The sequence below is a fragment of the Mycobacterium venezuelense genome (assembly GCF_054919535.1).
Genome location: NZ_JBONDW010000011.1, coordinates 36,154 through 54,818, shown reverse-complemented (window position 1 = coordinate 54,818; position 18,665 = coordinate 36,154). Strand labels below are relative to the sequence as shown.

General features: G+C 66.5%; 20 protein-coding genes. 11 read left to right on the top strand and 9 right to left on the bottom strand.

Going from position 1 to position 18,665, the window contains the following annotated elements:
* Nucleotides 1-278: 278 nt before the first annotated feature.
* On the top strand, nucleotides 279-668 hold the full coding sequence (locus tag ACRCUN_RS19120; protein ID WP_462143329.1) for a hypothetical protein: 390 nt from the start codon (nucleotides 279-281) through the stop codon (nucleotides 666-668).
* An 18-nt stretch (nucleotides 669-686) separates the two neighbouring features.
* On the opposite strand, the gene ACRCUN_RS19115 is transcribed toward ACRCUN_RS19120, so the two are convergent.
* Complete coding sequence (locus tag ACRCUN_RS19115; RefSeq protein ID WP_462143200.1) at nucleotides 687-1,346, bottom strand: hypothetical protein; 660 nt, start codon at nucleotides 1,344-1,346, stop codon at nucleotides 687-689.
* A gap of 153 nt (nucleotides 1,347-1,499) precedes the next feature.
* On the opposite strand from ACRCUN_RS19115, the gene ACRCUN_RS19110 reads away from it, so the two are divergent.
* Nucleotides 1,500-2,327 carry a HugZ family pyridoxamine 5'-phosphate oxidase gene (locus tag ACRCUN_RS19110; protein ID WP_462143199.1) on the top strand — a complete coding sequence of 276 codons (828 nt, stop codon included), beginning with the start codon at nucleotides 1,500-1,502 and terminating at the stop codon, nucleotides 2,325-2,327.
* A gap of 43 nt (nucleotides 2,328-2,370) precedes the next feature.
* A complete protein-coding gene (pyrE, locus tag ACRCUN_RS19105) occupies nucleotides 2,371-2,949 on the top strand; it encodes an orotate phosphoribosyltransferase (RefSeq protein ID WP_462143198.1) in 579 nt (192 codons plus the stop codon).
* A gap of 3 nt (nucleotides 2,950-2,952) precedes the next feature.
* Here the strand turns inward: pyrE and ACRCUN_RS19100 are convergent, their stop codons facing one another.
* Genes ACRCUN_RS19100 through ACRCUN_RS19085 form a run of 4 tightly spaced genes read right to left on the bottom strand, consistent with a single transcriptional unit; the run spans nucleotide 2,953 to nucleotide 6,762 of the window.
* Complete coding sequence (locus tag ACRCUN_RS19100; RefSeq protein WP_462143197.1) at nucleotides 2,953-3,990, bottom strand: ABC transporter ATP-binding protein; 1,038 nt, start codon at nucleotides 3,988-3,990, stop codon at nucleotides 2,953-2,955.
* Nucleotides 3,987-4,757: an ABC transporter permease gene (locus tag ACRCUN_RS19095; RefSeq protein ID WP_462143196.1), complete on the bottom strand. Its 771-nt coding sequence runs from the start codon at nucleotides 4,755-4,757 to the stop codon at nucleotides 3,987-3,989. The genes ACRCUN_RS19100 and ACRCUN_RS19095 overlap by 4 nt, the downstream gene beginning before the upstream one ends.
* Nucleotides 4,754-5,614 (bottom strand): ABC transporter permease, encoded by an 861-nt coding sequence (locus tag ACRCUN_RS19090; protein ID WP_462143195.1) that lies wholly within the window; start codon nucleotides 5,612-5,614, stop codon nucleotides 4,754-4,756. Before ACRCUN_RS19090 ends, ACRCUN_RS19095 begins: the two co-directional genes overlap by 4 nt.
* An 8-nt stretch (nucleotides 5,615-5,622) precedes the next feature.
* Complete coding sequence (locus ACRCUN_RS19085) at nucleotides 5,623-6,762, bottom strand: ABC transporter substrate-binding protein (protein WP_462143194.1); 1,140 nt, start codon at nucleotides 6,760-6,762, stop codon at nucleotides 5,623-5,625.
* 230 nt (nucleotides 6,763-6,992) lie between these two features.
* Between ACRCUN_RS19085 and ACRCUN_RS19080 the strand changes: the two genes are divergently transcribed.
* Genes ACRCUN_RS19080 through ACRCUN_RS19070 form a run of 3 tightly spaced genes read left to right on the top strand, consistent with a single transcriptional unit; the run spans nucleotide 6,993 to nucleotide 8,552 of the window.
* On the top strand, nucleotides 6,993-7,505 hold the full coding sequence (locus tag ACRCUN_RS19080; protein ID WP_462143193.1) for a hypothetical protein: 513 nt from the start codon (nucleotides 6,993-6,995) through the stop codon (nucleotides 7,503-7,505).
* A 23-nt stretch (nucleotides 7,506-7,528) separates the two neighbouring features.
* Nucleotides 7,529-7,948 carry a TIGR03668 family PPOX class F420-dependent oxidoreductase gene (locus ACRCUN_RS19075; protein WP_462143192.1) on the top strand — a complete coding sequence of 140 codons (420 nt, stop codon included), beginning with the start codon at nucleotides 7,529-7,531 and terminating at the stop codon, nucleotides 7,946-7,948.
* 7 nt (nucleotides 7,949-7,955) lie between these two features.
* Nucleotides 7,956-8,552 (top strand): TetR/AcrR family transcriptional regulator, encoded by a 597-nt coding sequence (locus ACRCUN_RS19070; protein WP_462143191.1) that lies wholly within the window; start codon nucleotides 7,956-7,958, stop codon nucleotides 8,550-8,552.
* Here the strand turns inward: ACRCUN_RS19070 and ACRCUN_RS19065 are convergent.
* Nucleotides 8,511-9,443: an alpha/beta hydrolase gene (locus tag ACRCUN_RS19065; protein WP_462143190.1), complete on the bottom strand. Its 933-nt coding sequence runs from the start codon at nucleotides 9,441-9,443 to the stop codon at nucleotides 8,511-8,513. The genes ACRCUN_RS19070 and ACRCUN_RS19065 overlap by 42 nt on opposite strands.
* A 202-nt stretch (nucleotides 9,444-9,645) precedes the next feature.
* Here ACRCUN_RS19065 and ACRCUN_RS19060 point away from each other — a divergent pair, with 202 nt between their 5' ends.
* Nucleotides 9,646-11,814, top strand: coding sequence for an elongation factor G-like protein EF-G2 (locus tag ACRCUN_RS19060; protein ID WP_462143189.1), 2,169 nt, complete (start codon nucleotides 9,646-9,648; stop codon nucleotides 11,812-11,814).
* A 37-nt stretch (nucleotides 11,815-11,851) separates the two neighbouring features.
* On the opposite strand, the gene fabG is transcribed toward ACRCUN_RS19060, so the two are convergent.
* Genes fabG through ACRCUN_RS19045 form a run of 3 tightly spaced genes read right to left on the bottom strand, consistent with a single transcriptional unit; the run spans nucleotide 11,852 to nucleotide 14,602 of the window.
* Nucleotides 11,852-12,601 (bottom strand): 3-oxoacyl-ACP reductase FabG, encoded by a 750-nt coding sequence (gene fabG, locus ACRCUN_RS19055; protein ID WP_462143188.1) that lies wholly within the window; start codon nucleotides 12,599-12,601, stop codon nucleotides 11,852-11,854.
* The gene (locus ACRCUN_RS19050) at nucleotides 12,601-13,776 is read right to left on the bottom strand and encodes an acyl-CoA dehydrogenase family protein (RefSeq protein WP_462143187.1); all 1,176 of its coding nucleotides are present in this window, start codon (nucleotides 13,774-13,776) and stop codon (nucleotides 12,601-12,603) included. Before ACRCUN_RS19050 ends, fabG begins: the two co-directional genes overlap by 1 nt.
* A complete protein-coding gene (locus ACRCUN_RS19045) occupies nucleotides 13,763-14,602 on the bottom strand; it encodes an enoyl-CoA hydratase/isomerase family protein (protein WP_462143186.1) in 840 nt (279 codons plus the stop codon). Before ACRCUN_RS19045 ends, ACRCUN_RS19050 begins: the two co-directional genes overlap by 14 nt.
* Nucleotides 14,603-14,646: 44 nt before the next feature.
* Here ACRCUN_RS19045 and ACRCUN_RS19040 point away from each other — a divergent pair, with 44 nt between their 5' ends.
* The 4 genes from ACRCUN_RS19040 to ACRCUN_RS19025 all read left to right on the top strand — a co-directional run bounded on the left by ACRCUN_RS19040 (nucleotide 14,647) and on the right by ACRCUN_RS19025 (nucleotide 18,561).
* Nucleotides 14,647-15,444 carry an enoyl-CoA hydratase/isomerase family protein gene (locus tag ACRCUN_RS19040; RefSeq protein WP_462143185.1) on the top strand — a complete coding sequence of 266 codons (798 nt, stop codon included), beginning with the start codon at nucleotides 14,647-14,649 and terminating at the stop codon, nucleotides 15,442-15,444.
* A complete protein-coding gene (locus ACRCUN_RS19035) occupies nucleotides 15,441-16,991 on the top strand; it encodes an AMP-binding protein (protein WP_462143184.1) in 1,551 nt (516 codons plus the stop codon). The genes ACRCUN_RS19040 and ACRCUN_RS19035 overlap by 4 nt, the downstream gene beginning before the upstream one ends.
* A 47-nt stretch (nucleotides 16,992-17,038) precedes the next feature.
* Nucleotides 17,039-17,821 carry an SDR family NAD(P)-dependent oxidoreductase gene (locus ACRCUN_RS19030; RefSeq protein ID WP_462143183.1) on the top strand — a complete coding sequence of 261 codons (783 nt, stop codon included), beginning with the start codon at nucleotides 17,039-17,041 and terminating at the stop codon, nucleotides 17,819-17,821.
* Between the two features lie 65 nt (nucleotides 17,822-17,886).
* Nucleotides 17,887-18,561: a TetR-type transcription factor C-terminal domain-containing protein gene (locus tag ACRCUN_RS19025; protein ID WP_462143182.1), complete on the top strand. Its 675-nt coding sequence runs from the start codon at nucleotides 17,887-17,889 to the stop codon at nucleotides 18,559-18,561.
* Nucleotides 18,562-18,665 lie beyond the last annotated feature (104 nt).

Sequence of the window (18,665 nt, the reverse complement as noted above, 5' to 3'; positions counted from 1 at the left end):
TGGACACCCGGGAACCATGCGCGATCCGCCTGCGGCTTCGCGCTACGGCCGAAACGATCGTGCAGCAACGCTATTCACTGAGGACGCCACGTTTGCGGAAAAACTAACGGTTGAATAAGAGCCGACGGCGGGTTAGGTTTTCCCCGATTTGATCTTGTCGCCGGCCTGACGACCGGCGATCGAAATACACATTCGACGAGGGATGGCCCGTGGCTGAGTCGGCACCTAATGATGGTGAAGCACCCGTAATCGTTGGTCTGTCCGATGCGGCGATGCACATGTACACCGCCGCCATCGACGCGCTGCCGCATGTGGGCGATGCAGAGTTTCCGGAGCGGGCCGCAGTGGTGTTCAGCGGTCTGCGCAAGCTGCAGGCCTCGCTGTCCGAGGCAGCCGGGCGCAGCCGCGTCACGCCGTCGGTCATCGTCGCGCTGAGCGGGGTGCGCAGCCGCTACGACGAGCTGATGGTGACCGCCGCCGAAGGCCCTGGCGCCACGCTGGGTCAGCGGCTCTACGTGGCACGTATGCGGGCCAAGCTCACCACCGCCGAAGCGGCCAACGGCATCGGCGTCCGCCAGGACCTCATCGAGGCGGTCGAAGCCGAGGAGCCTGCCACCGAGGCCGAGACCGCACAGATCAAAGAACTCATCGCCGCACTGGGCGGCTGAGCAGTCCAGCCGCCTGCCTCAGCGCAGAAACCGGCGGATCGCCGGAGCGTAGCCGGTCTCGGCCGGCTGTGCGCGGCGGTAGCCGACGAATCCGGCGACGGCCGTCAGCAGCACGAGCGCGATGACCCCCGGTATCGCGGTCCGCAGATCGGGTGTCACCGCCCGCGGTACCGCGTCGGGCAACGCGGCCAGGCTGCGCTCAAGGGACCGTAGCGGGCCGTAGAAGCGGACCGCCTGAACCGACGCCTGGCCGGTCGGCGTCACGTTCGCGATCGGGTCGGCTCGGCGCTCGGCAACGACCACCGACTTTGCCAGCACCGACACCGCCGGTGAGCTGGGCGGTGGAGCGGGAGCCGCAGCGACGGGCTTGGGGGCAGGCGTTCGGATCTCGATCCGCGTGGCCCGCACGACCGGCCGGGCAGCCCTCGAACGAGCCGGCTTGGCGCCCGCCCGCGGTGCCCGACGCGCGCCGGCACCCGTCGCGAAATAGTCCGAGCCGTTCGTGTCTTTCCGAGCCTTCGCAGGCGGCGCGGCGCCCGGCGAAATGCCGATCCCGTCCAGCGGGCCATCGTCGCAGGGTCCCGAAGCCCGCGTGGCCGATGCACTCACCACCGCGGCCACGAACAGCAGCGCAAGCATGGCCAGCACCGCGCATGCCCGTTCCGACGCCCTCGCCACAGTTTCCCCGATCCGGATGCGTTGATTGCCAGAAATCAGCGATCGTTGTCGCGATCTCGCGCTATCAACGTGTTTCGTCGATGGCCATAGTAGTACGGGATTTGCCAAAATTGCGCGCCAACTTGGCTGGCCCTTCGGCGGTAGGGTTCGTGCGTGGCACTTCGCGACTCAAGTGGAACTCGTCGCTCGCGCGACCATGGAGACCCGGGCGACGCACCAACGGTTCCTCCCCCACTCACCCCTGTCCGCGACGTCGTGCGGCCGTCGGCCGCGGAGGAGGCCCGCACGATCGCGGCATCCACCAACACCGGCACGCTCGCCACGTTGACCGAGGACGGTGACCCGTGGGCATCGTTCGTGACCTACGGGTTGCTCGCCGGGGCACCGGTGCTGTGCGTGTCGAACCTGGCCGAACACGGCCGCAATCTGGCAGGCGACCCGCGGGCCAGCATCGCGATCGTTGCCCCGAACGCCGAGTCGGATCCGCTGGCCAGCGGTCGCGTCACCCTTGCCGGGATCGCCGAGCGCCCCGAGGGCGATGAGCTGGCGGCCGCCCGCGACGCGCATCTGGCCGCGGTCGCGGCGGCGAAGTACTACATCGACTACAGCGACTTCACGGTGTGGGTATTGCGCGTGCACCGGGCGCGCTGGGTGGGTGGCTACGGCCGGATGGACTCCGCGACCGGTGCGGCGTACGCCGCGGCCGAGCCCGATCCGGTGACGCCGCGGGCCGCCGGGGCGATCGAACACCTCAATGCCGACCACGCCGACTCGCTGACCGCCATGGCGCGCACCCTCGGCGGCTACCCCGACACGACCGCGGCGGTGTGCACCGGCGCCGACCGCTACGGCCTGGATCTGCGGGTCACGACCGAACGGGGCATCGCCTACACCCGGGTCGGTTACGCCGCTCCGATCGGCTCGTACGACGAGCTTCGCGGCGCCACAGTCGAATTGGCCCGGCGCGCGCGGCAGGGTTGAACTGCCCGACGGACCGGCCCACCTGGTGCAATACGATCGCGGTATGCCCGCTGCGACCGAACGCCCGGAGACTTGGCAAGCCGCCTTCGACCTGATCCGCACCCGCGGCTACGAGCATCGCGAAGAGCCGTTCCGGCTCGTCAGCGGACAGCTCAGCCATGACTACATCGACGGCAAGTACGCGATAGACACCGGCGAGCGCATGACCATCGTCAGTCGCGCGGTCGCCGACCTGGCCGCCGCACAGGGCATCGAGTTCGACGCCGTCGGCGGATTGACCATGGGCGCCGATCCGCTCGCGCACGGTGTCGCGATGGTGACCGGCAAGGCGTGGTTCTCGGTCCGCAAGGAGCAGAAATCGCGGGGCCGTGAACAGTGGATCGAAGGTACCCGGCTCGAACCGGGTACCCGGGTGCTCCTGGTCGACGACGTGATCAGCACGGGCGGCTCCACCGAGATCGCCTATGAGCGCGTGACGGCGGCGGGTGCGGTGGTCACCGGGGTCATTCCGATGGTGGATCGCGGCGACGTCGCGGCGGGGCGGTTCGCCAAGCGCGGGGTGCCGTTCGCGGCGCTGGTGACCTATCGCGATCTCGGCATCGAACCGGTCAAGGACGTCTAGGGCTCAGACGACCAGAACCGGAGCCGTCTCGAGCCCGACACTCACGGCCGCACCGGCTTCGAAGGCGCGGGCCTGTCCACTCGTCATCTGCGCATGGATCACCGCGCCGTCCGGCAGCGTCACGTACACGCGCGAGATCGGTCCAAGGAACGCCACCGACGCCACCGTGGCAGCGCCGGCCGGGTCGGCCCGCACCGTGACCGACTCGGGCCGAACCATCGCCGTGCCCGCACCCGCGGTCACCGATCCGGGCAGCGTCGGGACGGCCACGCCGAGCAGATGGGCCCGCCCGCCCGACACCTCGGCCGCGACCTTGTTGTGCAACCCGACGAACTCGGCGACGAACGGGGTCGAGGGGTTGGCGTACAACTCCGCGGGCGCCGCGAGTTGCTCGAGTTTGCCCTGGCTCATCACTCCGACCCGATCGGCAACCGCGAGCGCCTCCTCCTGGTCGTGGGTGACGAACAGCGTCGTGGTTCCGACCTCCAGCTGCACGCGCCGAATCTCGTCGCGCAACTGCGCGCGCACCTTGGCATCGAGCGCCGAGAGCGGCTCGTCCAGCAACAGCACGCGGGGCTGGATCGCCAGCGCCCTGGCGAGTGCGACGCGCTGCTGCTGACCGCCCGACAACTCACTGGCGTACTTGTGTTTGTGGGCAGCCAGCCCGACCAGATCGAGCATGTCAGCGGCACGGGAAAGCCTCTCCCCCTTGCCTTTTCCGCGCATCTTCAGCCCGAAGGCGACATTGTCCAGCACGGTCAGGTGCGGGAACAGGCTGTATGCCTGAAACACCATGCCCATATCGCGCTTGTTGGCGGGCACCGAACTGACATCCTGACCGCCGACCCGCACGATGCCAGACGTCGCCTCGTCCAGCCCGGCCACGATGCGAAGGGCCGTGGTCTTGCCGCAACCGGACGGGCCGAGCAGTGCCACGAGCTCGCCCGGCTCGATGTGCAGGCTGAGTCCGTCGAGCGCCTTGACGTTGCCGTAGGCGCGGGTGAGGTCGTTCAGCTCGACCGCCACACTCGGACTGCTCACGCCTGGTCTCCTAACTTGCGGCGCCCGCGGGTGACGAGCGCCAAAGCCAACAACAACACGAATCCGAGCAGCAGGACGGCCAGCGAGGCGGCGACCGACGTCGGGCCGTCACTCTTGCCGATCGCGACGATCTGCACCTGCAGCGTTTGAAAGCCACTCAGCGACGCGATGGTGTATTCACCGAGCACGACGGCGATGGAGATGAACGCCGCGGACAGGATTCCGGACCAGATGTTGGGCACGATCACGCGCGCGATCGTGGTGAACCAGCCCGCGCCCAGCGAGCGGGCCGCCTCCGAAAGGGTCTTGAGGTCGATGGCAGCGAGCGCCGAATCGATGGACCGGTAGGCGAACGGCAGCACGAGCACGATGTAGACGAATGTGAGCGTCAGCGCCGACTCCCCGAGAAGGTAAGTCACCCACAGATATACGTTGCGCAGGCCGACCACGATCACCAGAGCCGGGATCGTCAGCGGTAGCAGACACAGGAATTCGACGATTCCGCTCGCCCACCGCGCACGGAGCCGGACCCAGATCATGGTCGGCACCAACAGGATCAGCATTCCCGCGACCGTGAACACCGCGAGCAACAACGAGATCACGATGGACTGGTAGAGCGCATCGTCGGCCACGAGGTTGCGCCACGCCGCCAGCGTGCGTCCGCCCTCGATCAGATTGCGGGTGGAGAAGTCGGCCATCGCGTAGAGCGGGAACAAGAAGAACAGTCCGAACACGACCCAGAGCGCGACCCGCACGACGCGCCTCATTTGAGCCACCTCGCGGTCCGGCGCACCAACAGGTTGTAGGCGATCATCACGGCCGCGACCACGACGATCATCTCCAGTGCCAGCGCATAGGCGAATCCGGACTGCCCGAGCACCACTTCACTGGTGAGCGCCGCGCGGATCAACAACGGCACGATCGGACTGCCCTGGCTGACCAATGCCGCCGCCGTGGCGTACGCGGCGAAGGCGTTGGCGAACAACAGCAGCGCCGAGCCCAGGAACGCCGGTGTCAGCAGCGGGACGGCCACCTCGCGCAGGTACTGCCAGGTCGATGCGCCGAGGCTGACTGCGGCTTCACGCCACTGCTCGCGCAGCCCCTCCAAGGCGGGGACGAACACGATGACCATGAGTGGGATCTGAAAATAGGTGTACACCAACGTCAATCCGGCCAGGCCGTACAGCCAGCCGGACCCGGCCAGATCCCATCCCAGATGCTCGGCGGCCCACAGCGTCAGCACGCCGTTGAGGCCGATCGTCGCGAGGAACGCGAAAGCCAATGCCACGCCGCCGAACTGCGCGAGCACGCTGCACAGCGCCAGCACCGAACGGCGCAGCATCGACGTGGGCGGTGAGCTCACGATCAACCAGGCGAGCACCGCGCCGAACACCGCACCCAGCAGTGCGGTGCTCGCCGAAAGCAACACGCTCTTGCTCAACGCCGCAAGTGCGGTGCCCGAGAACAACGCGGCGATGCGCTCGAGCGAGAACGATCCGTCGGCGAAGAACGCCATGACGATCACCGTCGCGGTCGGCACGATCAGGAAGATCGTGACCACCGCGAAGAACGGCAACAGCGGCAGGGCGTCTCGGATTCGCCGAACCAGGGTTCGACCACCCATTCGCCGCGTCAGCCGATCGCCTTGGCCCAGTTGTCGGCGAGATACTTTGTGGCGGCTTCGGTTTGCGCCTGGGTCGGAATGGTGACCGGACCGTCGATGACCGGAAGGTCGCCGAACGCTGCGTTGTCCACGGTGCCGGCCGCTGCCATCTTGTCAGCCCGCACCGGGCGCACCCCGCCTGCGGCATAGAGGTTCTGACCCTCGTCGCTGAACAGGAACTCCTGCCACAGCCGGGCCGCCGCCGGATGCGGTGCATCCTTGTTGATGGCCTGGTAGTAGTAGCCGGCCACGGCGGCGTCGTGCGGTACCAGCACCTGCCAGCCCGGCACCTTCTGACTTTCGGTGGCGTTGAGGTAGTTCCAGTCGATCACCACGGGCGTCTGGCCCGATTCGATCGTGGCCGGGGTCGGATCGACGGGAAGGAAGTTGCCTGCCTGCTTGAGCTTGGTGAAGAACTCGACGCCGGGTGCGATGTCGTCGGCGGATCCGCCCTGCGACACCGCGACCATCAGTACGCCGGAGAAGCCCGCGCCGGCCTGGGTGGGATCACCGTTGAGCGCGACCTTGCCGTGGTACTCGGGTTTGAGCAGATCGTTGACGCTCGTGACCGGCGGCACCTTGCTGGAATCGAAACCGATGGACATGAAGCCGCCGTAGTCGTTGACCCAGGCGCCGTTGGGATCCTTGAACTTGTCCGGGATGTCGTCGAACGTCGCGACCTTGTACGGGGCAAACATCGAGGCGTTCGCCAGCGCGACCGACTGCCCGAGATCGAACACGTCGGGCGCGGTGCTCTTGCCCTTCTGCTGATTGGCGGCGTTGATCTCGTCCTGGCTTGATGCGTCGGGCTGGGCCGAGTTGACCTTGATCCCGTACTTGTCGGAGAACGCCTTGATGATCTCGCCGTAGTTAGCCCAATCCGGCGGCAGCGCAATCACGTTGAGCTCGCCTTCGGCTTTCGCCGCCTCGACGAGCTTGTCCATTCCGCCGAAGTCGGCCGCCGACTTCGCTTCGGCCACTTTCACTCCGCTGTCGGTTTCACCGCTCGCGGCGTCCTTCTCAGGTGGGGCGCAGGCCGCGAGGCCCACGACTACCAGGGCCGAGGCGGCGACGGCGGCAGCCTTCGGGATGAACCGTGATGTGATCATGGGCCAAACCTTCCGATGGTCAGGAGGCGCCGCAGTGGCGCGCCGGTTACCGGATCTCGTCGTGAATCGGTCACCTGGATGAACGGATCCGCAGGTTCGTATTTCTGCACGAGACAGGCGCATCGCACCATATCGTGACCTCGGCGAACAGGGGGCAAGTTCGATGCGGGCGTCATGCCTACATGGGTTTGCCGCGAATTTTCCCAGGTCGTGCCGCTAGCATCAGTGGGGTGTCTGAACGCGAAGCCGGGGGGAGCTTCGATTACCTGTGGGACGACCCTCCTTCCGGTCCCAAAGCGGGCCCCCGTGCGGGCCGTGACGGCTTCGACGGGTTCGACATCAACACCTGGAATTTCAAACCGGCCCCGGTGCCCTGGTACCGGACCCGCGGCGCGGCCATCGCCTTGATCGCGGCGGGCGTGGCCGCGGCCGCGATCGTGGTCTCGCTGGTGCTGTTGTTGCTTCGGGGGTCGTCGCCGGTGGTCGACGACGACGAGCCGACATCGGTAGCACCGAGCGCCACCACCGCACCGCCGAGTCCTTCGCCGTCGTTGCGGGTGGGCGTACCGCCCGCACCGCCCCCGCCGCCTCCCCCGCCGGCGCAGGAAGCGCCCCGGGCCCCGGTGTACCGGCCGACGCAGCGCCCGAGCGATAACAAGAAGCCCGAGATCGGCGTGACCCGTACCCCGGTCACCCGTTCGCCGATCAGCGTCGCACCCCAACCAAGGCATCCGCGCAACTGAGGCTCGACGCCTAACCTGGGTCCATGGCCGGATTCGACGCTGTGACCGAATTCGCGAATGCGCCCGCCGCGGTGCTGGCGACGCTGGGTTCCGGCGGTGCACCGCACGTGGTTCCGGTGGTGTTCGCGGTGCGCGGCAACGCCGAGTCGGCGACCATCTACACCGCGGTCGACGCCAAGCGGAAGTCCACCCACAAGCTGCGCAGGCTGGCCAACATCGAGCGCGATGCGCGGGTGAGTCTGCTCGCCGACCACTACACCGACGACTGGACGCAGTTGTGGTGGGTGCGGGCCGACGGCCTGGCCGCGACGCATTACAGCGGCGAGGAGATGGCGACCGGCTATGCACTGCTGCGCGCCAAATACCGTCAGTACGAACGGATTGCGTTGGACGGGCCGGTCGTGACGATCGCGGTCACGCGCTGGTCCTCGTGGCAGGCGTGACCGGCCCATGAGCGACGCGCCGCGCAAGGCACCTCGACAGGACCGGTCCCGCGAAACCGTCGACGTGGTGTTGGAGGCGGCCGCGCAGGTCTTCGAACGAGAAGGCTTGGCGGCCACCACAAACCGCATCGCCGAGCGGGCCGGTGTGTCGATCGGCTCGGTGTACCAGTACTTCCCGAACAAACACGCGTTGCTGTACGCGCTGGCCGAGCGGCATGTCCGCGACGCCGTCGAGCGACTCGACGCGGTGTTCGCCCGGCTGCGTTCGGAACTCCCGCCGTTCGACGACACCATGCGGACGATCCTCGGTGAGGTCGTCGAACTGCACAGCGACCGGCCCGGCCTGCACGGCCTGATGCACCGCGTGGCTCCGCGGCGCGCGAAGGAGCTTGCCGCGCTGCAGGCGTTCGAGGACTACCTCGCGCGCGAGATCGCCTTTCACCTCAAGCGGTGCGACCGTGCCGGTGACGACGACCCACTGGTGACCGCACAGGCGCTGGTCCACGCGATCGACGCCCATCTGCACCGGGTGCTGACGCGGCGCGGCATGAACGTCGATCAGCTAGTGAATCTGGTCGAGCGCCTGCTCGCGCACCCGGCGTAGGGCCGACACCAGCTGGCTCAGCCCCGGCTCTTCCACCGGGTAGTGGCCACAGTTCTCCAACATCACGAGCCGCGTCGGCGCGGCGATACGGTTGAGGAACCGGATGCTCAGCGCCGGCGGCGTCCAGCGGTCAGCGCCGGGATGCACGAGCGTGACCGGTGCCCCGTCGAACGTCTCGGGTGCGGTGTGAGAGTAGTTGAGCCAGCTCGACAGAAATCCGAGTGGTACCCGTATCCCGCCGCCCTTCGGGTCGGTCGCACACAACCGGGACAGCTCACGGTTGCCGCTCATCGCCGTCATCTTGACCAGCCATCGGATAGGCACGCGCAACCCGCCCACAACCGGTTCGGCGCGCCGCATGAGCCCGGGCGCCACCACTCCCACCGGAGGTATGCGCGACGCGGCCCGCCGCGCCGCCGGGTCGGCCGGATCGAGCAGACAGGTCGCCACCACATGCGTTACCAGCCGCGTCCGCGCCGCGACCTCATAGGCGAGCAGGCCACCCATGCTGGCACCGAACAGGATGAACGGGCGATCGTCGCGCTCACATTCGGCCCGGACCAGATCGCACAGCAGCTCGACCCAGTCGTCGTATCTGACCGACGCCGGGCGTGGATCGACGGTGTCTCCGTACAGGGGCAGATCGGGAACAAGCACGTCGGCGCCCTCGGCTGCGGCGAAGGCCGCGAACGGCCACAACGCTCCCGAATAGCCACCGGCTCCGTGGAGCACCAGGGCCCGGATGTCGCTGTCCGGCACGGATGCCCGCGCGATGTGCACGTTGCGGCCGCGCCACGACCACCACGTGGAGGTCGGTTCGATCATGGGTTCGGCGCGGTACTGCGATGGTACGAAGCGGGCATAGGCGTCGAAGTCCCGAACGGTGTTCATGTGTTCAGCCTCGATGCGGCAGCTCGTCCGGACAACTCGCATTCGGCGCCCGGCAATTGCCCGGTCAGCACGCCCGGACGGTGCTGTGCTCACATTATCCGCGCCTGCCGGCAGGACTTGTGCTGTAGGTCACATCGGGGAATGGTGGAGGCAGGTCCGGCGGGCCGCAGCGTGGCGTCCCGGGGATTCAGGGAGGCAGGCCATGGCGGACAGGACGAACTCATCGGCAGGCGCAGGCGTGGTACCCACGGCGGACAGTCCGGCGACCATTCGCAACGTGGCCCTGGTCGGTCCGTCGGGGGCAGGTAAGACCACGCTCGTCGAGGCGCTGTTGGTCGCGGCCGGCGTGTTGAACCGGGTCGGTTCGGTGGTCGACGGGTCGACGGTGTGCGACTTCGACGACGCGGAGATCTCGCAGCAGCGATCGGTCGGTCTCGCCTTGGCCCCGTTGCAGCACAACGCGATCAAGGTCAATCTGATCGACACTCCCGGCTACGCCGACTTCGTCGGTGAACTGCGCGCCGGCCTGCGTGCCGCCGACTGCGCGATGTTCGTCATCGGCGCCAACGAGGGCATCGACGAGCCGACCAAGGCGCTGTGGCTGGAATGCGCCGACGTGAACATGCCGCGCGCTGTGGTCATCACCAAGCTCGACCATGCGAGGGCCAACTACGCCAGCGCGCTGGCCGCCGCGCAGGAGGCGTTCGGGGACAAGGTCCTGCCGCTCTATTTCCCCGCTGGGGAGGGTGTCATCGGGCTGCTCACGCGCACGCACTACGAGTACGCCGACGGCAAGCACACCACGCACGCACCGGCCGGGTCCTACACCGACGAGATCGAAGAGCTTCGCGGCTCACTCATCGAGGGGATCATCGAGGAATCCGAAGACGAAACGCTCATGGAGCGCTACCTCGGCGGCGAGGAAATCGACGAGTCGGTGCTCATCGCAGACCTGGAGAAAGCCGTCGCCCGCGGCTCGTTCTTTCCGGTGATCCCGGTCTGCAGCGGCTCCGGGGTCGGCACACTGGAACTGCTCGAGGTCATCACCCGCGGGTTTCCCTCACCGCCCGAACATCGGCTGCCCGAGGTCTTCACGCCTGCGGGCGCGGCGCGCAAACCGTTGGCATGCGATCCGGAAGGCCCGCTGCTGGCCGAGGTGGTGAAGACGACGTCGGATCCCTATGTCGGCAGGGTCAGCCTGGTCCGGGTGTTCTCCGGCACCATCAGGCCCGACGCCACCGTGCATGTGTCGGGCCATTTTTCGGCGCTGACGAACTCCAACGGGTCATCCGGTCACGCCGACTCCGGCTCGATGTCGGCGCACGCCGATCACGATGAGGACGAGCGCATCGGCGCCCTCTCGTTCCCCCTCGGCAAACAGCAGCGGCCTGCGCCGTCGGTCGTGGCCGGAGACATCTGCGCGATCGGCCGGTTGAGCCGGGCCGAGACCGGGGACACGCTCAGCGACAAGGCCGATCCACTTGTCCTGCGACCCTGGACGATGCCCGATGCCCTCCTGCCGGTGGCCGTGTCACCGCGCGCGAAGACCGACGAGGACAAGCTCTCGGTCGGCCTGCAGCGCCTGGCGGCCGAGGATCCGACGTTGCGCATCGAACAGAACCCCGAGACCCACCAGATCGTGCTGTGGTGCATGGGCGAGGCCCACGCCGGGGTGGTGCTCGAGGCCTTGTCCCGCCGGTACGGCGTATCGGTGGACACGGTCGAGCTACGCGTCCCGTTGCGGGAGACGTTCGGCGGCAAGGCGAAAGGACACGGACGTCACGTCAAACAGTCCGGCGGCCACGGCCAGTACGCGGTATGCGACATCGAGGTCGAGCCACTGCCCGAGGGAAGCGGTTTCGAGTTCGTCGACAAGGTGGTCGGCGGCGCGGTACCGCGTCAGTTCATCCCGAGCGTCGAGAAGGGCGTGCGGGCGCAGATGGAGAAAGGTGTGGGGCCCGGCTACCCGGTGGTCGACATCCGGGTCACGCTGTTCGACGGCAAGGCCCACAGCGTGGACTCCTCGGATTACGCGTTCCAGATGGCAGGCGCGCTGGCGCTGCGCGAAGCCGCCGCGGCGACCAAGGTCAATCTGCTCGAGCCCGTCGACGACGTATCCGTGATCGTGCCCGACGAGCTGGTGGGCCCCGTGATGAGCGATCTCGCCGGACGCCGCGGCCGCGTGCTCGGAACCGACAAGGTCGGGGAGGAGCGCACGGTCGTCAAGGCCGAGATCCCCGAGGTCGAGCTGACCCGCTACGCAATCGACCTGCGGTCGTTGTCGCATGGGGCGGGCTCGTTCACCCGCGCGTTCGCCCGCTACGAACCGATGCCGGAATCCGCGGCTGCCCGGGTTCGCAGTTCGGCGTGACCTCGGACCGTCGATGCCGCCCGGCGAAAGCCGGCGGTTACATGTACCGCCCGCCCGTAACCTCCGCGACCGTGCCCGTCATATAGCCGGAGAGTTCGGAGGCGTAGAACAGCGCTACCGACGCGACCTCCTCCGGAGTGCCGGGACGCTGCATCGGTATCTCGGCGAGCTTGTACTCCCACACTTTCTCCGGCATGGCCGCTGTCATCGGGGTGCGGATCAAGCCGGGTTGAATGACGTTGACCCGCACTCCGAGGTGGGCGACTTCTTTCGCCGCGGCCTTGGACAGCCCGACGACTGCACCCTTGGCCGCAGAGTAATTGGTCTGGCCGGCGAACCCGACCTTGGCCGAGATCGACGACATGTTGACGATCGACCCGCCGCCGCGCTCGCGCATGACGGATGCGGCCAGCCGGGTGCCGTTCCAGCAGCCACGGAGATTGACCGCAACAACCTCGTCGAACTCTTCTTCGGTCATGGTGCGCATCGTGGCATCGCGAACGATCCCGGCGTTGTTCACGAGGACATCCACCGAGCCGAAGGTGTCGACAGCAGCGTCGAGTAACCGTGCAACGTCAGTCCCCGCCACTACGTCGCACGCGAGGCCGATGCTCGTGGGCAGTGTCTTGGCGACCTCAACGGCTTTCAGCCCGTCGATATCGCCGAGAACGGTCCTGGCTCCGTGGTCGGCGAAAAGTCGGGCGATGGCCAGCCCGATGCCCTGCGCCGCGCCTGTGATGACGGCGGTGCGTCCGGTCAACAGCCCGGGCCATGACGCGGCCGTCATCACGCGCGCTCCTGTGCCCGGCGAACGAGGCCGCCTCCGACGATCAGGCGCTGGATTTCGCTGGTTCCCTCATAGAGCCGCAGGAGACGAACGTCACGATAGATTCGCTCGACAGGGACTTCCCGCATGTATCCCGTGCCGCCGTGGATCTGTACGGCGAGATCGGCCACCTGGCATGCCATTTCGGTGCAGTACAGCTTTGCCGCTGACGGGGCGATGCGGCGGTCCCGGCCGGTGACGTAGAGCTGGGCCGCATCGCGGGCAAGGGCGCGTCCGGCCAACACGCCGGTCTGCTGGTCGGCAATCATGGCCTGCACCAACTGGAATTCACCGATCGGCGTGCCAGCTTGGGTGGCGGTTGCCGCGTATGCCACAGACTCGTCGAGGGCACGCTGTGCGGATCCGACCGCCAACGCGGCGATGTGAATCCGGCCCCGCGTGAGCGATGTCAACGCGGCACGGTAACCCGCTTCGTCGTCGCCGCCGACGAGCGCATCCGCATCGACCCGAACACCGTCGAATACGACTTCGGCGGTGCGGGAACCCTCCTGACCCATCTTGGCGTCCTTCGGCCCCACGGTCACACCGGCAGTCCCAGCGGGCACAAGGAACACCGCGAATCTGCGAGTCGACCCGGTGTCCGTCGCGACTCGCGCAAACACGACGAAGACGCCGGCCTCGGTGGCGTTGGTGATGAAACGCTTGGTGCCGTTGAGAATCCAGCCCCTACCGTCGAAAGTCGCGGTAGTCTTGAGACCGGCCGGACTCGAGCCCGCGCCGGCCTCAGTCAGGGCGAACGACGCGACGATGTCCCCGGACGCGATGCCGGGCAGCCACCGTTCCTTCTGCTCGTCGGTACCGAATCCGACAATCACCTGTCCGGCGATGCCGTTGTTCGTACCGAACAACGACCGAAGTGCAAGCGACGTATAGCCGAGTTCGAACGCGAACTCCACATCTTGCACCAGATCCAAACCGAGCCCGCCCCACTTCTGCGGGATCGCGTAACCGAACAGCCCCATGTCGGCAGCCTGCTCCCGGAGGTCTGCAGGAATTTCGTCGGTGGCCATGATCTCGGATTCCCGCGGTACCACCCTCGTGCGCACGAATGTCCTGACGTGAGCGCGGACGTCGTCGAAGACATCGGCTGGGACGTCGGAGTTACCGGTGTACATCGTTTTCTCCAGTACCTTTGGAGTCCAATGTGTTTCGCGTGTAGTTCGGCTCGCGCCGTTGCGTAAGCGCCTCGAGGCCTTCTTGGACTTCCGCACCGGCGAATCCGAGGAACTCCAGCGCGAGTCCCGTCTCGAAATGCGGCATCGCGCTTCTCAGCCAGGACTGCAACGCCTGTTTGGTCCAGCGCACGGCCAGTGGGGCGCTGTTCGCCAACCGGGACGCGATGTCGGCCGCGGTGTTGAGCACAGCGTCATCGGGAACGGCGCGTGAGACCAGGCCGATGCGCTCGGCTTCGGCTCCGCTGACCGGTTCACAGGTGAGCAGGTGGTATTTCGCCTTGGCGAGGCCACACAACAACGGCCAGATCAGCGCGGCGTGGTCACCGGCTGCGACGCCGAGTCGGGTGTGCCCATCGATCAGCCGGGCATCGTCGGCGACCACCGAGATGTCGGCCAACAGCGCTACGGCGAGCCCCGCTCCCACCGCCACACCCCGCACCGCGGATACCACCGGCTTGGAGAACTCGACGAGGTTGACGACGAGTTCGCGAGCTTCCCGCATGCCGTCGAGGCGGGCCTGCGGTTCATCGGCCAGACTGCGCACCCACGCGAGGTCGCCTCCGGCGCTGAAGTTGGCTCCCGCGCCACACACCAGGACCGCGCGCACCCGATCGTCGGCGTCCGCCTCGCGCCAGATCCTCGTGATCTCTGCGTGCCCGACTGCGTCGAGCGCATTGGCGCGCGTCGGGTTCGTGATGGTGATCCGTAGTACTCCGTCGGCCACCCAGTCCGTGGCCAAAACCCGGTAATCCCGGTAGACGTTCATTCGCCCTCCTTGCATTGATTCGATCGATCGATACAATAACAGTTATGTTGACCAACTCAAGTGAGCGAACGGAACCGGGCGGCAACGTGCTTGTGCACCAGACTGGTCCGTGCTCCGTCGTAACCCTCAACCGGCCGAAAGTCCGCAACGCCATGTCGTCAGCCCTCCTCGGTGACCTCGCCGCGGCGCTGACGCGGACAATTCAGGCACCAGCCACGTCGGCCATCGTGCTGACCGGAGCCGGCGGCGCCTTCTGCTCCGGTGACGACCTCACAGAGGCGGCAAGTCAGCCACCGTCGGATTTCGACTGCAATATCGCACTGCTGCAGCGCATCACCGAACTGTTGCTCGAGTCGCCCAAGCCCACCATCGCAGCCATCAACGGTGCGGCCATGGGAGGCGGTCTTGAGCTCACGCTCGCCTGCGACATTCGTATCGCTGCCGAGCAGGCCGTGTTCGGCTGCCCCGAAGTTCACTGGGGTCTGGTGTGCACCAACGGTGCTTCGCGACTCTTGCCGGACTACATCGGACGCGGTCGCGCCAGGGACATGCTGCTGACCGGCCAAACCTACAGCGCCCAATGGGCGCTTGCGGCAGGATTGATCAGCGAGGTGACCACCGGTTCGGCCCTCGACCGCGCGGTGGCGCTGGGCGGTGCGATGGATGCGCATCGCGAGGCGATCGCGCTGACCCGAAATTTGTTGAAAGACAGCAGCGATGAGCCGATGCAGACCACATTGAAACGGGAGGCAGATGCCGTGAGCACCGCTCGACGTACCGATGTGGCAACCGAGCGGCTGAGCGCATACGCCGATCGGCACACCTCCAAGGTTGTGAAGTGACCGAGTGCAAGAGCCTGGGCGACCACGTACATCACCACGCCCGTACTCGCCCCGATCAAGCCGCAATACGCGTCGGGGACCAGGCACTCACTTATCAGCAGCTTTCCGAGGCCAGCATGGCCATCGCGGGTGGGCTGATGGCACGTGGTGTGCGTAGCGGCCAATCGGTCGCGCTGGTGTTGCCCAACTGCGTCGAGTTCGTCGTCGCCTGGCTCGCGCTGAATCATATTGGCGGCGTGGCCGCTCCGATCAACACGGCACTCGGGACGGAAGCCGTGCAGCGGGCCTTGTCCCTCTGCGGAGCCGAAGTCGTGATCGTCGACGAGGTCTTTCTCGACGAACTCTGGCCGACGATCGAACACTCTCCGACGGTAAGGTGCGTTGTCGTCCGCGGAGGATTGCAGCCTCGTCCCGACGCGATCGATGTTGTCGGCTGGGCTGATCTGGCCGCCGATCCCGTCCCGCGACATCCGGTGAAAAACGGGGACCCCAGCATCCTTCTCTTCACCTCCGGAAGCACCGGCCGATCCAAAGCCTGTGTGTTGCCGCACCGATACGTCACCCGGCAGGCGGAGATCTTCGTAGAACAACTAGGACTGACCGATTCCGACATCTTGTTCTGCCCGTTTCCACTGTTTCATGCCGATGCCGCGATATTCACGGTCGCGCCGGCTTTGACGCTGGGAACGACAGCAGCGCTTGTCGAGCGGTTCTCCGCGCGCCAGTTCTGGGAACAGATTCGCCACTACGGCGCAACCGTGTTCGACTTCATGGGCGCCACCCTCACGATACTGTTCAAGCAACCGCACGATCCCCGGGATGCCGACAACCCGGCCCGCCTCGGATGGGGTGTTCCACTACCGGCCTGGGCCGACGAATTCGAGAAGCGCTTCGCCGTCGAACTCGTCGAGGTATACGGCTCGTCGGATGTCGGGATAGTGCTTTACAACCGTCCCGGTGAACCACGCCGAGCCGGTTCGTGCGGACGTCCCGTCGACAGCTTCGACGTCAAGATCCTCGACGAGAACGGGCAGCCGGGTGGGCCGAATGACGTTGGCGAGATATGTATCCGGCCGCTGGAGCCGCATGTCGTGATGTCCGAGTATCTCGGCATGCCCGATGCGACCGTGCAGGCCTGGCGTGATCTCTGGTTCCACACCGGTGACCTCGCCTACCGGGACGAGGATGATTATTTCTATTTCGTCGGCCGCAGCAAGGACGTCATTCGCCGGCGCGGAGAGAACATCTCAGCGGTCGCCATCGAAGAGAAAATCAACGACCACCCAGCAGTCCTCGAAGCGGCCGCGTTCGGTGTACCCAGTGAGCTCACCGAGGACGAGATCATGGTCGTGGCCGTACCGCGACCAGGCCACTCACTCACGGCACACGAGCTTTTGGCCTATTGCCGGCAGCGCTTACCGCGTCCGATGGTTCCCCGCTACATCGAGATTGCCCGATGCCTGCCGAAGACGCCCACCGAGAAGGTGGAAAAACACGTTCTGGCAGCACGCGGTGTCACTGCCACCACATTCGACAGCACCGCATGATCCACGTCCCGCCCAACACAAATACCGACCTGAACCAGGAGAACTCTATGAACCTTGAACTACGACAAGAGATTTCAGGCAGCCCCTCACTCGCGGGTGCGTGCGCCGTCGTCACCGGCGGCGCGAAGGGAATCGGCGCCGCGGTCGTCCGGCGCCTTTCCGAAGCCGGAGCCACCGTGGGCATCGTCGATCTGGATGCCGAGGGCGCGGCTGAACTTGCCGGCGACCTGCCGCGCGTACACGCGGCCGGCGCCGACGTCGGCGACTACGAATCTCTGCAGGAGGCGCTCGGCCAACTCGGAGAACACCTGGGCCGCCTGGACATCCTCGTCAACAACGCCGGATGGGACCATGTGCAACCCTTCACCGACACCACACCCACGCTGTGGGAGAAGCTCATCCACATCAATCTGAAGGGCGTGTTCAACACTACGCACCTGGTGATTCCGCGGCTGATCGACAATGGGGGCGGACGGATCGTCAACGTCGCCAGCGACGCTGGGCGAGTGGGCTCCTCGGGCGAGGCGGTATACGCCGCATGCAAGGGCGGCACGCTCGCGTTCACCAAATCCATCGCGCGCGAGACCGCTCGCCACGGAATCAGCGTCAACTGTGTGTGCCCCGGCCCCACCGACACTCCGCTGCTCGAGAGCATCAAACTCGACCAACGCGCGTCCGCGACGATGGATGCCATCGTGCGAGCGACACCGACCCGGCGTTTGGCCGAACCCCGCGAAGTCGCCGAAGCGGTCGCGTTCTTCGCCGGCGCGCCCAGCCACATCACCGGCCAGGTGATGTCGGTGAGCGGCGGACTGACCATGTCGGGCTGAACGAATACACGCGCGCCGGTGGAGTACATTCGAGTCCGCCAGGGTCAACGTCGGTAGGAGCGTCTATGCCGCGGGTAGCCGCCGAGCGCGCAGGTGAGACACCGCGCCGCATCCGCGAAGCTGCGATCGACCTCTTCGCTTCGAAGGGGTTTCATGGCACTGGTATCCGCGATATCGCTGCTGCAGCGGATGTGACGCTGTCCTCGCTGTATCACCATTTCGGCAGCAAAGACGATCTGCTGGCGGACCTGATGTTCGCCAGCACCGAGCCGCTGCGTCAAGCAGCTGAGCGGGCCCGCACAGAGCTGCAATCTCCGTGCGACCGGTTGGCGATGCTCGTCGAGCAGCATGTCTGGGCTCATGTCACCGACCGGTTGGCCAAGATCGTGACGGACACCGAGTTGCGTTCACTCACTGGCGAACGGCGCGATCGCGTCGTGGCGTTACGTGACGCCTACGAAGACCTCTGGCGATTGACGGTGCAGGAGGGCGTCGAATCGGGCACATTCACCGCGATGTACCCGACAACGCTCACGATCGGATTGCTCGAGATGTGTACGGCCGTGTCGCACTGGTTCCGGCCGGCCGGCGAATTGACCGTCGAACAGCTCTGCCACAGTTATGCCGACGGCGGTCTGGCGATGATGAGGGCCAGGCGACGCGGCCGAGCGGTACGCCGAGACGACCTCGACATCGGACCGCCGACACGTTTCCTCGATCCGGATCCTGTGGCCGAATAATACGCATCACGCTCGAAGGAGCATGCGTTGGCAAGCAAGCCAACGATTTTCACACCAACCTGATCCGCGACCGCTGAACACCGGCACAATTAGGTCGTTCACCG